Source organism: Steroidobacter flavus, from assembly GCF_042651805.1.
Lineage (GTDB): Bacteria > Pseudomonadota > Gammaproteobacteria > Steroidobacterales > Steroidobacteraceae > Steroidobacter > Steroidobacter flavus.
Map to the genome: position 1 here is coordinate 2,225,324 of NZ_JBHSDU010000015.1, position 12,135 is coordinate 2,237,458.

At 63.2% G+C, this 12,135-nt stretch carries 10 protein-coding genes and 1 pseudogene; 2 read left to right on the forward strand and 9 right to left on the reverse strand.

Annotated features, from left to right (window positions below):
- Positions 1–293: 293 nt before the first annotated feature.
- Positions 294–1,688: a cysteine--tRNA ligase gene (gene cysS / locus ACFPN2_RS36660; RefSeq protein ID WP_380606016.1), complete on the reverse strand. Its 1,395-nt coding sequence runs from the start codon at positions 1,686–1,688 to the stop codon at positions 294–296.
- 12 nt (positions 1,689–1,700) lie between these two features.
- Positions 1,701–3,128 carry a glutamate--tRNA ligase gene (gltX, locus tag ACFPN2_RS36665; RefSeq protein WP_380606018.1) on the reverse strand — a complete coding sequence of 476 codons (1,428 nt, stop codon included), beginning with the start codon at positions 3,126–3,128 and terminating at the stop codon, positions 1,701–1,703.
- A gap of 194 nt (positions 3,129–3,322) precedes the next feature.
- Here gltX and ACFPN2_RS36670 point away from each other — a divergent pair, with 194 nt between their 5' ends.
- Entirely contained in the window at positions 3,323–3,904 is a 582-nt protein-coding gene (locus ACFPN2_RS36670; protein WP_380606020.1) for a peptidylprolyl isomerase, read from the forward strand.
- Positions 3,901–4,644, forward strand: a complete 744-nt coding sequence (gene lpxH, locus ACFPN2_RS36675) for a UDP-2,3-diacylglucosamine diphosphatase (RefSeq protein WP_380606022.1) — start codon at positions 3,901–3,903, stop codon at positions 4,642–4,644. The genes ACFPN2_RS36670 and lpxH overlap by 4 nt, the downstream gene beginning before the upstream one ends.
- A gap of 83 nt (positions 4,645–4,727) precedes the next feature.
- Here lpxH and ACFPN2_RS36680 read toward each other — a convergent pair whose 3' ends face one another.
- From ACFPN2_RS36680 to accD, 7 genes and pseudogenes are all read right to left on the reverse strand, one after another.
- Positions 4,728–5,507 (reverse strand): MiaE family protein, encoded by a 780-nt coding sequence (locus ACFPN2_RS36680; protein WP_380606024.1) that lies wholly within the window; start codon positions 5,505–5,507, stop codon positions 4,728–4,730.
- A complete protein-coding gene (locus ACFPN2_RS36685) occupies positions 5,504–6,802 on the reverse strand; it encodes a protein kinase domain-containing protein (RefSeq protein WP_380606026.1) in 1,299 nt (432 codons plus the stop codon). The genes ACFPN2_RS36680 and ACFPN2_RS36685 overlap by 4 nt, the downstream gene beginning before the upstream one ends.
- A 30-nt stretch (positions 6,803–6,832) precedes the next feature.
- A complete protein-coding gene (gene purF / locus ACFPN2_RS36690) occupies positions 6,833–8,338 on the reverse strand; it encodes an amidophosphoribosyltransferase (protein ID WP_380606028.1) in 1,506 nt (501 codons plus the stop codon).
- A gap of 2 nt (positions 8,339–8,340) precedes the next feature.
- The gene (locus tag ACFPN2_RS36695) at positions 8,341–8,865 is read right to left on the reverse strand and encodes a CvpA family protein (protein WP_380606030.1); all 525 of its coding nucleotides are present in this window, start codon (positions 8,863–8,865) and stop codon (positions 8,341–8,343) included.
- A gap of 82 nt (positions 8,866–8,947) precedes the next feature.
- Entirely contained in the window at positions 8,948–9,712 is a 765-nt protein-coding gene (locus ACFPN2_RS36700; protein WP_380606032.1) for an SPOR domain-containing protein, read from the reverse strand.
- A 56-nt stretch (positions 9,713–9,768) separates the two neighbouring features.
- Entirely contained in the window at positions 9,769–11,094 is a 1,326-nt protein-coding gene (gene folC, locus ACFPN2_RS36705; protein WP_380606034.1) for a bifunctional tetrahydrofolate synthase/dihydrofolate synthase, read from the reverse strand.
- A gap of 157 nt (positions 11,095–11,251) precedes the next feature.
- A pseudogene (gene accD, locus ACFPN2_RS36710) lies at positions 11,252–12,106 on the reverse strand (acetyl-CoA carboxylase, carboxyltransferase subunit beta); the annotation flags it as partial.
- Between the last annotated feature and the right edge of the window lie 29 nt (positions 12,107–12,135).

The window sequence follows — 12,135 nt, forward strand, 5'->3', positions numbered from 1 at the left end:
CAAGGTCCCTCTTGTTCGAGGCTGCCAGGAGGAGATAGACCCTCCCGACGCCGCCGATGCGGTTGAGCGGAGCCCACTCCAGCGAACTTCGTTCGCAAGCTAGCGCGCTCTACGAGCGCTGGGCGTTTCTTGCTGTCGCTCGAAACTGGGAGAGGGAGCGAAGCGTAGCGCCGGCGTGTGTCGCGGTGCCGGGGAGGAGATCCCTCACCCTGGCGACGCCGGACCACCGACGCTTCCGACTCCGACTCCGACAACGCCGGCAGCGCAAGCCACCGACGTCTGTTACGGGAGCCTCAGCTCCGACGCCAAGTAGTAGTCCCGTCCGGCTTGTCTTCAAGCACGATCCCGGCATCGGACAATTGCTGTCTAAGCCGGTCGGCTTCTTTGAAATTACGACCAACGCGAGCCGCCTTGCGCTCACCAATCAGCCGCTCGATGTCCGCATCGCTCAGCGCAGAAGAACCGATGCCCTTCTGAAGAAACGCCTCAGGCGAAAGCTTCAACAACCCCAGCACATCCGCCAGCTTCTTAAGCTCCGCCGCGAGTGCGCCTGCGGTAGCGGCGTCGCCCGCGCTCTTAGCGCGATTGATCTCAGTAGCTAATGTTTGTAGCGCAGCGATGGCATCGGGCGTGTTGAAGTCATCATCCATCGCCTCTTCGAACCGTCGCGTCGCCTCACCGGGCTCAAACCCAGTGGAAGGTGTCACATCGCGTAACGCGGTGTAGAGCCGCCCCAACGCCGCATCCGCCTGCTCAATTTGAACGAGCGAATAATTGATCGGCCCGCGGTATTGGCTGGACACGAGGAAGAACCGCAGCACTTCCGGATCCCGCAGCTTCCCCGAATCGAGCACATCTCGAATACGGAAGAAGTTGTTCAGCGACTTCGACATCTTCTCATCGTCGACATTCACGAAGCCGTTATGCATCCAGTACTGCGCGAACGAATCGTCCGTCGCCGCGCACGACTGCGCGATCTCGTTCTCGTGATGGGGAAACTTCAAATCCATGCCGCCGCCGTGAATATCGAACCGCGAGCCGAGCAGATCGAGCGACATCGCGGAGCATTCGATGTGCCAGCCCGGCCGGCCATCGCCCCAAGGCGACGGCCAGAACGGCTCGCCCGGCTTCGCGCGCTTCCACAACACGAAGTCCGCCGGATCGTGCTTGGCCTCGTCGACCGCCACGCGCGCACCCGCTCGCATGTCTTCTAGATTTCGGCCCGACAATTTTCCATACGGCGCGAACTTCGACACGGAATACAACACGTCGCCATTGCTCGCGACGTAGGCGTAGCCCTTGTCGATGAGCTGCTGTGTCATCTGGATGATGCCGGCAATGTGCTCGGTCGCCTTCGGCTCGTGGGTCGGACGCAGAATGCCGAGGCGATCGTAGTCCTCGTGCATGTATTTGATGAAACGATCGGTCAGCGAATGGATGGACTCGCCATTCTCGTGGGCGCGATTGATGATCTTGTCGTCGATGTCCGTGATGTTTCGAACGAACACTACCTCGTTGCCCCGGTACTCTAGGTAACGGCGAACGACGTCGAAAGCGACTTTCGAGCGCGCATGACCGATGTGGCAGAAGTCATAAACCGTATCGCCGCAGACATACATGCGGACCACGCCGTCCTGCAGAGAGCGGAACGTTTCTTTGCGACCGGTCAGTGAGTTGAATATCTGCATAGACGGATTGTGTCAGACCGCGAGCCGGCGGGCATGCTCGAGACGCGCCTGCACCTCGGCGAACGGCAGCAGGGCGAGCATGGGCGCCAGTTCCGGCCCGTGGGTAAAGCCAGTCAGCGCCGCGCGCAGCGGCATGAACAGCGCCGGGCCTTTCTTGCCGGCGGCCTGCCCCAGCGCTTTCGCGGCCTGTTTGAATTCCGAGCCGGGATGGCCGATGACCTTCAGGGCCTCAGTGAAAAAGCCCTCGCCCGCCTCGCGAATTGCAGCGAGTGCGGTCGGCTCGAACTCGTCCAGCTTGCCGAACACCACCTTCGCCCAAACCCGAGCATCCGACGGCAGCTCGATATTCGCGCGCACGACATTGACGAACTGCACCTGCTGCTGCGGATCGAGGCCGGCAGGCAGCTCGGCCGCAATCCACTGCACGAACTCGTCCGTCGATAGATGGGCGACCGTTTCTTTCTGCCAGTGACGCAACTGCGCGTCATCGAACTTGGCCGCGGCGCGGCCCAGGCGATTCAAATCGAAGTCCGCGATCAGGCCGGCGTCGTCGAGCCAGCCATCGCTCACGCAGGAGTGACCGAGCCGCACCAAATGATTTCGCAAAGCGCCGGGCAGATAACCGCGCTCGCGCAGGTCTCGCAAGCTGGTATCGCCATGACGCTTCGACAGCGGCGCGCCATCCATGCCGAGCAGCAGCGCGACGTGCGCGTACTGAGGAATGCGCAGGCTCAGCGCCTGCAGAATGAGGATCTGACGCGGCGTGTTGGTCATGTGATCGTCGCCGCGCAGGACCAGCGTCACGCCCATCAGCGCATCGTCCACTGCGTTCGAGAAAAAGAACGCGGTGCTGCCGTCGGTGCGGCGGATGATGAAATCGCCGATGTCGCTGCTGTTGAAGCGCTGCTCGCCGTGGACCACATCCACGAACGATACGATCTGTCCCTCGGGCACGCGGAATCGCAGAGCCGCGGGCAAGCCGCGAACCAGTCGGTCAGCGCGCTCTTCCGTCGTGAGATTCCGGCAGGTGCCGGCATAGCGCGGCGGCTGGCCGGCGGCGAGCTGGCGCTTGCGAGAAATGTTCAGCTCGGCGGGCGTACAGAAGCACTGATAGGTCAGTCCCGCCGCGTCCAGCTGCGACAGATACCGCTGATAAATGGCCCCGCGCTCCTGCTGGCGATAGCTCGCATGCGGACCGCCGATGTCCGGGCCCTCGTCCCAATTGAGGCCCAGCCATTTCAGGTCGGCGAACAGGGCGAGCATGTGCTCTTCGCTGGAGCGCACCTCGTCGGTGTCCTCGACGCGCAGGATGAAGCGCCCGCCGGCCTTGCGAGCCGCGAGGAAACTCAGCAGCGCGGTGCGCGCATTGCCTAAATGCAGGTACCCAGAGGGACTGGGGGCGAAGCGCGTAACGAGCGGGTCGGGGGATGCTGAAGACATCGAATCTGAGGACATTGAAGGGCTTGCGTCCATGTAGCCGCGCATTCTATACGGCCGGGGCGGTCGGCGCTGTAAGACCAGGAGGCCGCGCGATCCAAGCAGCGCGGCCGAGGATATCCTGCGGGAGACCGGGTAGCCGGCGTCGCACGGCCCTTTTGATAAGATCGCCGGCCTTATCCCTACGGCGGTCACTCATGCGCATTCCCGGATTTGCTCGCCTCCTCGCCCTGACGGCCGTCCTGGCGCTCGGTCTCGCATCGCTGGTCTCGGCCCAGTCGGCCGCGCCCCGCGTGCGGGTGGACACGACCCTGGGCAGCTTCACCATCGAGCTGGACCCGCAGCGTGCGCCGCTGACCGTGGCCTCCTTTCTCGAATACGCGAAAGCCGGCTTCTACACCGACACCGTGTTCCATCGCGTGATCGGCAACTTCGTGGTCCAGGGCGGCGGCTTCGACACCAAATATGTCGAAAAGCCCACTCGCCCCGCCACGCCCAACGAGTCGGGCAACGGCCTGTCGAACCGTCGCGGCATGGTGGGCCTGGCGCGCACCGGCGAGCCTCACAGCGGCACGGCGCAGTTCTACGTGAACCTGGCGGACAACGCGGCGCTCGATCCGCAACCCAGCCGCTGGGGTTACACCGTGTTCGGTCGCGTGATCGATGGGATGAACGTGGTCGATGACATTGGCGCGGTGGCCACTGGCAGCGTCGGTCCGTTCGATCGCGACGCCCCGATGCAGCCCATCGTGATCAAGCGGGTCGAAGTGTTGCAATGAGCGAGGCTCGGCCGACGCTGTTCATCTCCGACCTGCACCTGGACGGCGAGCGCCCCGACATCACGGCGCAGTTTCTCGAGTTCCTCGACCGCGAGGCCCGGCAGTCGTCCGGGCTTTACATCCTGGGCGATCTGTTCGAAGCGTGGATTGGGGATGACGACCCCGATCCGGATAAGCGCCGCGTGATCGCTGCGCTGAAGTCGCTGACTCACGGCGGCGTGCCCGTTTATTTCATTCACGGCAATCGGGATTTTTTGATCGGGCGGCGGTTTGCCAAGGAGACCGGCGTGAAGTTGTTGCCGGATGGCACGTTGATCGAGCTGTACGGCAAGCGCGTGCTGCTCATGCATGGCGACACGCTGTGCATCGACGACCCCGACTATCAGCGGCTACGACGCATCGTACGCAATCCCTTCGTGCAGTTTATTTTGCGATGTTTGTCGTTGGGGCAACGGCAGAAGCTGGCGACGAAGATGCGGGCGGGCAGCAAGAAACACATCGAGTCGAAGGACCGGACGGCGCCGCAGATCATGGATGTGAACCAAGGAGCTGTTCGGCGGACCTTCGAGCAGGAGCAGGCGGAGGTGATCGTGCATGGGCATACGCATCGGCCGGCGATCCACGATGTTTCGGTCGGGGACCACGCATTCAAGCGCATCGTGTTAGGCGATTGGTATGAGCAAGGCAGCGTGCTTCGCTGGGATGAGCAGGGATTTGAGTTGGCCGGGCTGAGACGCTGAAGGCCGTCAGCGCGCTTCGGACACAGCAGTTATTCTTTGGGACCTGCGGCGCTGGCCCGGAATAGGAGGCGCAGCAGTCTGCGTCAGAAGGCGGGTGAGCCGGAGTGGAAGCGGAATTGCTCATCGGGGCTCGTAGCCAAATCCGCTTCGATCTCGGCGAGCTGCTGCAGGCGGGCGCGCCAGTCGATGTCACCGGCTCTCTGCTCGGCCAGGCGCAGATACAAACTTTGATGCCTCGCTTCTGATACAGCGAGTCCGGTGTAGAAGCCGCGCAGCGGCTCAGTCAACAGTGGACCGAGGCCTTCGAAGCGCTCGCACGAGCGGGCTTCGATGAGCGCGCCACACAGTAACAAATCTAACAGTCGCTCCGGTTCGGCGCGATGGGTCGCGGCCCGCAAGCCCGCCCCATAGCGCGACGGCTGCATACGAGAGAAAGGAACTTTCAGCTCTTGCATGAGCTTCTGCACCTGCTCGAAGTGACGCAGCTCTTCGCGGGCGAGACGAGACATTTTGTCGGTGAGCGCCATGTCTTCGGGATAAGAGAAGATCAGGCTCAACGCAGTCGACGCAGCCTTTTTCTCGCAATTGGCGTGATCGACCAGAAGCTCGCGCCAGCGCTCGCAAGCAACCTCATACCAACGCGCCGGCGTCGCCGCGAGTAGTACGCCAGCATAGCGCGACGGCGCGGCAGTACCACGCGTGTCGCCGGCCACAAAGCCCTTCGACTGCACATCGCCTTCAATAGAAAGCGGCGGCGCGCTAGCGCCAGACGCGACAGCATCGACGTGAACGGTCGCATCGGATGCCACGACTTCACCGGCTCGCGAAGTTACAACCTCGTTGTCTATCGTCACTGCATTCATACTTGCGCGGCCTCAAGCGTCATCGCGGCAGCGACCAACTCACGCGCGGATGCGAACCGATCCGCCGGCTCGATCGCGATCAGCTTGCTCAGCAGCGGCTGATACGCACTCAGCTCCGCATTCAACTCCGGCCGCGGAGCGTTGCCATGGAGATAGATGACGCCCATCGGAGTCGGCGCGAGGAACGGTTTCTTGCCCGTCAGCATTTCGTAGAAAATCACACCCAGACTATACAAATCGCTGCGCTCGTCGAGCGGCTGGCCGTGCCCCTGCTCCGGACTCATGTAATACGGCGTGCCGAAAATTTCGCCGGCACCCGTCATATCCATATCAACTTCAGTGTGCTTCGCCAGACCGAAATCGATGAGGGCGAGCGAGCCATCGGCGCGCTCCATGATATTGCCGGGCTTCAAATCCCGATGCAGCACGCCGACCTCGTGCACCACCTGCAACGCCGCCGCCATTTGCACCAGATACTGCAACGCCTGCCGCGGCTCGATGCCCTTCCCGATCCGCCCGCGCAAATCGCCGCGCTGGAAATATTCCATGGCGATGTAGGCGTGATCGTCGGAAATGCCCAGATCGAAAATGCGCACCACGTTGGGATGAAGGATCTTCGAGATCAGCTCGTATTCCTGCAGGAAGCGCGAGAACTGCATGTGCTGATCGCCCGTCTCCGGCGCGTCTCGCAGCACTTTCAACACGACCAGGTCGCCCGCGCGCTCGCTTTCGGCGAGATACACCATCGATGTGCCGCCGATGGCGAGTTCGCGAATGAAACGATGGCCGAGAATGGTCACCGGCCCGAAGCGCGACAGCTGCATAGCCTGCGCGCTGGTACGCCACAGCGCCAATTCCTGGCGGCGACGCTGAACGGCATCGCGCAGCGAGTTTGCGAGGCGTCGATGATCAATGCGCTCGCGCACGACGCACTCAATAGCACCGCGCTTCACCGCGCGGGCGGCCAACGCGGGATCGTCGCCGGGGGCGAGATAGACAATCGGTGGGAAGCCGGAGCGATACAGGAAATTCTCCAACCACTCCTCCCCGCGGCCACGCTCGCTGCGATCATCCAGCAGCACCGCGTCGTATCCAACGGCGGCGAAAGCGGAATGCAGACGTCCAGAAATCATCGGGGCGTGAACCCGGCACTCGGCGTCCGCCCAGACGATGGAGATGTGATGTTCGAGAGCCCGCGCCAGCTCCAAGTGATCGGTGATGATCAGGATGCGCGGCGCCAGGGTGGCGGACGCCGCGGCGAGCGGACGGGAGGCAGGGCCGGCAGGTAGAGCCATGTCGTCAGCTCACAATGCCGGCCAGGTTGCTCACACCGCGCGGATAGCTTTCAGCGACGGCGACTGACGACGCTTCGCCTTGGCCTGATCCGAGCGCTCGTCCTCCAGACGCTTCAGGTACGCCGGCGTGATGTCGCCCGTGACGTACTCGCCCGAGAAGCACGACGTATCGAACTGCTCGATATGCGAGTCGTGGTGCAGGCACGCGCGGACCAGGTCGTCGAGGTCCTGATAGATCAGCTTGTCCGCGCCAATGGACTTGGCGACTTCCTCGTCGGTCTTGTTGCTGGCGACCAGCTCGGAGGCCGTCGGCATGTCGATGCCGTACACGTTGGCGTGGCGCACCGGCGGAGCGGCCGACGCGAAGTACACGCGACGAGCGCCAGCTTCGCGCGCGAGATCGATGATCTGCGCAGAGGTCGTGCCACGCACGATGGAGTCATCGATCAGCAGCACGTTCTTACCGCGGAACTCGAGGTCGATGACGTTCAGCTTGGAGCGCACGGACTTCTTGCGCTGTTCCTGGCCCGGCATGATGAACGTGCGGCCGATGTAGCGGTTCTTCACGAAGCCTTCGCGGTACTTCACGCCGAGCAACTGCGCGACCTGCACCGCCGCCGTGCGGCTCGTATCGGGAATCGGAATGACCACATCGATGTCGTGATCCGGCCAGACGCGCTTGATCTTCTCGGCAAGCAGATCGCCCATGCGCAGCCGCGCCTTGTGCACCGAGATGTTGTCCATCTTCGAATCGGGGCGCGCGAAATAAACGTACTCGAAAATGCACGGCGTATGTTTCGCGGCCGGCGCGCACTGTTGCGAGTACAGGCGACCGTGTTCGTCGATGAACACCGCCTCGCCCGGATTCACATCGCGCTCCAGCGTGAAGCCGAGCATGTCCAGCGCCACGCTCTCCGACGCCAGCATGTACTCAGGACCCTGCGCCGACTCGCGCTTGCCGAGCACCAGCGGGCGAATGCCGTGCGGATCGCGGAAGCCGAGCAGGCCGTGACCGACGATCATCGTGACAACCGCGAAGCCACCACGCACGCGGCGATAAACGGCGCTCAGCGCGGAGAAGATATCCGCGGCTGAAGCACGCGGTGTCCGCACGCGGGACAGCTCGCTCGCCAGCACGTTGAGCAGGACTTCGGAATCGGAGGTGGTGTTCAGGTGACGCAGATCTTCACGCGTCAGGACTTCGGCGAGCTCGGCGGTGTTGGTGAGATTACCGTTGTGGCCGAGGCAAATGCCGTACGGCGAATTTACGAAGAACGGTTGCGCTTCGGAGGCGCTGTCACAGCCGGCCGTGGGATAGCGCACGTGGCCGATGCCCACGTTGCCCTTCAGCTTCAGCATGTGATTTTCCTGGAACACGTCGCGCACCAGGCCGGTCTTCTTGCGCATGAAGAGCTCGCCGTCGTGGTACGTCATGATGCCCGCGGCATCCTGACCACGGTGCTGCAAGACCGTGAGCGCGTCGTAGATCTGTTGATTGACCGGACTGTGTCCGACGATGCCAACGATGCCACACATGCTCAGACTCCTGCTTTGCTCAACGCGGAACCGCGAGCCTGCTTGTCCAGCACGCTCATACCGGTCTCCGCAAACGATTGCAGCCAACCTGCCGCTTCCGAGGCATATGGGATCAGCCGTGAGCCCTTCCACCAGTGGGTTGAGGTGAGCTGCACGAACTGCCCCAACAACACGAATACCGCGACGATCACCGCGCCGCGCACGAAACCGGTGACCAGCCCGAGCAGGCGGTCCACCATGATGCTAAGACCCGAATGGCGGAGCATGTAACTGAGGATGCCCGCGAGGATCCAGCCGACGATCAGTACCGCGAGCACGATCAGCGTACGCGCGGCCCAGGTGCTTACCGGAGGATCACCGACTCTGCCTGCCAGCAGCGGCTCCACCACGTGAGCATAACGCCAGGCGAGCCACAGTCCGCCCAGCCACGCGATCACGCCAATGGCCTCTCGGACGAATCCGCGGACGAACCCCAACACCATCGAAAGAACCAACACGCCGATAATCAGGTAGTCAGCACCATTCATAAGCGCAACAACGATTTACGGCCTCGCGACCTGGGGCGCGCGAATTCTATCAGCGCGGCTCGGTTTGGAAACAACGGAGCGCTCACGGATGCGCCACCACGGCGGCGCTCGGGATGGAAGCCTTTACGACCTTCAGCACGGCATCGGCACTAGCGCGATCCTTGGTGGGACCAATACGGACGCGATATAGCGTCTTGCCACCAGTGGTCACCGGCATCACGAAAGCGCTCTGACCTTTACCGCGCCATTCGTTCATGACCCGCTCCGCCGTCGCCTCGCTGGCATAACTTGCCAATTGCACAGCCCAGCCTTTGCCCGTAGGAACCGCCGACTTGGGGGCGGACGGCGCGGAAGCAACGGCTCGCGGCTCGGGTTTGGGCGATTCAGGCCTCGATTCAGGTTTCGGCTCAGGCTTGGGCGGCGCCTCGGCACGCGCTGGCTGTGCGGCCACCTGGCGCGGAGATTCACTGCGCGGCTCTGGTTTCGGAGTTTCGGGCTGCTCAGCGGGTGTGGGTGCTTTTGGTTCAGGGGAAACCTGAGTCGCGGCAGGCGGCTGCGCGGCTTGCTCAGGTGCTGACGTCTCCGGCGGCGGCGCTTCTTCCGGCGGTGGCGCGCGATTGTCAGTTTGCTCGACTGGCGTCGGCGGCTGGGAACCGGGCGCCTTGTTCAGATCGATGGTGTAGGTCTTGATCGCAGCTTCGCCGCTGCCCCCACCGTTGTCAGCCGTCTGCGCCTGTTTCTCCGCGGATTCGCGGCTGGGTCCCGAGAGCATCTCGGGAATCAGGATGATGGCCGCGGCCATCAACACAGCCGCGCCGATCAGGCGTTCTTTAACAGGGCGTTCCACGGCGCGAAGTATAAAAGGCGCGGCGCGCGAACGACACGCGACTTAACGACTGGAACTCAGTTTCCTGCTTGCAGCCATTCGAGCGCGGGCCCGACGGTCAGAAACGAGCCGAACACGACGATGCGATCGCCGGCATGCGCCATCATGCGCGCGGCTTCGCAACCGTCCGCGACCGTCGCGGCAGTCTTCGCTATGTGTGCGCCCATCTTGGCCAGTCTTTCCGCCAGGTCATGGACAGGGACGGCACGAGCGCTTGGCACTCCGACAACGATCCAGCTGTCGAATGAATTACGCAGAGCGGTCGCGATGCCTTCGATGTCCTTGTCGCCCAGGATGCCGCAGACCGCGAGGGTTCGTCCGCCCGTGGGCCGCGATGCGAGCTGTCCGGAGAGTGCCTGGGCCGCCGCGGGGTTATGCGCGACATCGAGAATCCAATCGACCGCCACCGGGAGGCTGTGCGACCCAAGTAGCGCGGCCGAGGAAATCCCGCGGGAAACCGGCTCGGTCCGACGCACGACCTGAAAGCGTCCAGGCAACGTCACTTTCTGCAGACCGGTCTCGATCGCTTCGCGCGTCACTGGCAGTCGCGACGACAGACATTCCAACGCGCACAGCACAGCCGAGGCGTTATCAAACTGCAGTTCGCCGTGAAGCGCGGGGCGTAGGAGGTTGTCGTAACTCGTCGTTCGTCCGCGCCACGACCAGCGCTGGCCCTCGCGCTGCCAGTCGAAATCTTCCCCGAGGCGATACAGCGGCGCGCCCAGCTCTTGAGCGACATCACCGATGGATGTGGGCATGTCGCGCGAGCCGAAGATCGCGGGCTTGCCCGCGCGGAAAATACCGGCCTTCTCGCGACCGATGGTTTCGACGTCCGGGCCTAACCAGTCGGTGTGATCCAGCGCGATGGAGCTGACGATCGCCACATCGGCATCGACAACATTGACGCTGTCGAGACGTCCGCCGAGCCCGACTTCGAGCACGATGGCATCGACACCCGCGGTGTCGAACACGAGCAACGCGGCGATGGTGTTGAACTCGAAGAATGTGAGTGTGTCAGTGCCGCGCACTGCTTCGATGCGCTCGAACGCCGCGACCAGCGACGCATCGGACACTTCGCGCCCATCGATGACGATGCGCTCGTTGTAACGAATCAGATGCGGTGAGGTGAACGTGCCGACCCGATAGCCGGCCGCGCGCAGGATTTGCGAGGTGAGCGCGACGGTTGAGCCTTTGCCGTTCGTGCCCGCGACGGTGATAACGGGGCACGCGGGCTGCTGCCAGTTCAGCCGCTGCAGCGTGCGACGCATGCGGTCCAAGCCGAGATCGATGGCGCTCGGATGCAGCGTTTCCTGCCAGCGCAGCCAGTCGGCCAGGGATTTCATGGAGCAATTATCACTGCGGCCAGAGGTTTCATGACGACTATCGCGGCGGAGGGATGCTCGTGCGTGGCGGCGACAACTTCGCTCATGTCGCGGCGACTGCAGCGGCGCGGGTCACGCGCCGCTGTGATTGTGCGGGTTAAGCCGCGACCTTCGGCTGCGGCGCCGGCTTGTGCGTGAAGATGGTCAGCAGACCGGCGATGCGCTCGCGCATGTCACGACGGTCGACGATCATGTCCAGCGCGCCCTTTTCCAGCAGGAACTCGCTGCGCTGGAACCCCTCGGGCAACGTCTCTCGCACGGTCTGTTGAATGACGCGCGCACCGGCGAAACCGATCAGCGCCTTGGGCTCGCCGATGTTCACGTCGCCGAGCATCGCGAGACTGGCGGACACGCCACCCGTCGTCGGATCGGTCAGCACCGAGATATAGGGAATGCGGGCCTGCGCGAGGCGAGCGAGCGCGGAGCTGGTCTTCGCCATTTGCAGCAGCGACAACAACGCTTCCTGCATGCGTGCGCCACCGCTCGCGGAGAAACAAATGAGCGGCTTGCGATGCTCGAGAGCATGCTCAGCTGCGCGCGTGAAGCGCTCACCCACCGCGGAGCCCATCGAGCCGCCGAGGAACGAGAACTCGAACGCGCACGCCACCACGGGCTCGCTCATCAGCGTGCCGGTCATGACGATCAATGCGTCTTTCTCCTGCGTGGTCTTTTGCGCGGCCTGCAAACGATCGCGATATTTCTTGGTGTCACGGAATTTGAGCGGATCTTCCGGCTCGATATTGTCGGCCAGCTCCACCTGCCCTTCCGGATCGAGGAACGCTTCCAGGCGGTCGCGGGCGCCGATGCGCATGTGATGACCGCACTTCGGACACACGTGCAGATTGCGCTCCAGCTCGGCGCGGTACAGAACCGCGTCGCAGGCCGAGCACTTCATCCACAGGCCTTCCGGGACGGAGCGCGTGCGGCGCTCGGTCTTGATCCGCGAAGGCATGATCTTTTCGAACCAGGTCATGGTGACAGCCTGAATTGAGAGGGGTGCAT

What these genes read in the sequence shown, in the direction of transcription:
- cysS (WP_380606016.1), bottom strand. Translation starts at nt 1,688, where the DNA reads ATGCAGATATTCAACTCACTGACCGGTCGCAAAGAAACGTTCCGCTCT.
- gltX (WP_380606018.1), bottom strand. Translation starts at nt 3,128, where the DNA reads ATGTCTTCAGCATCCCCCGACCCGCTCGTTACGCGCTTCGCCCCCAGT.
- ACFPN2_RS36670 (WP_380606020.1), top strand. Translation starts at nt 3,323, where the DNA reads ATGCGCATTCCCGGATTTGCTCGCCTCCTCGCCCTGACGGCCGTCCTG.
- lpxH (WP_380606022.1), top strand. Translation starts at nt 3,901, where the DNA reads ATGAGCGAGGCTCGGCCGACGCTGTTCATCTCCGACCTGCACCTGGAC.
- ACFPN2_RS36680 (WP_380606024.1), bottom strand. Translation starts at nt 5,507, where the DNA reads ATGAATGCAGTGACGATAGACAACGAGGTTGTAACTTCGCGAGCCGGT.
- ACFPN2_RS36685 (WP_380606026.1), bottom strand. Translation starts at nt 6,802, where the DNA reads ATGGCTCTACCTGCCGGCCCTGCCTCCCGTCCGCTCGCCGCGGCGTCC.
- purF (WP_380606028.1), bottom strand. Translation starts at nt 8,338, where the DNA reads ATGTGTGGCATCGTTGGCATCGTCGGACACAGTCCGGTCAATCAACAG.
- ACFPN2_RS36695 (WP_380606030.1), bottom strand. Translation starts at nt 8,865, where the DNA reads ATGAATGGTGCTGACTACCTGATTATCGGCGTGTTGGTTCTTTCGATG.
- folC (WP_380606034.1), bottom strand. Translation starts at nt 11,094, where the DNA reads ATGAAATCCCTGGCCGACTGGCTGCGCTGGCAGGAAACGCTGCATCCG.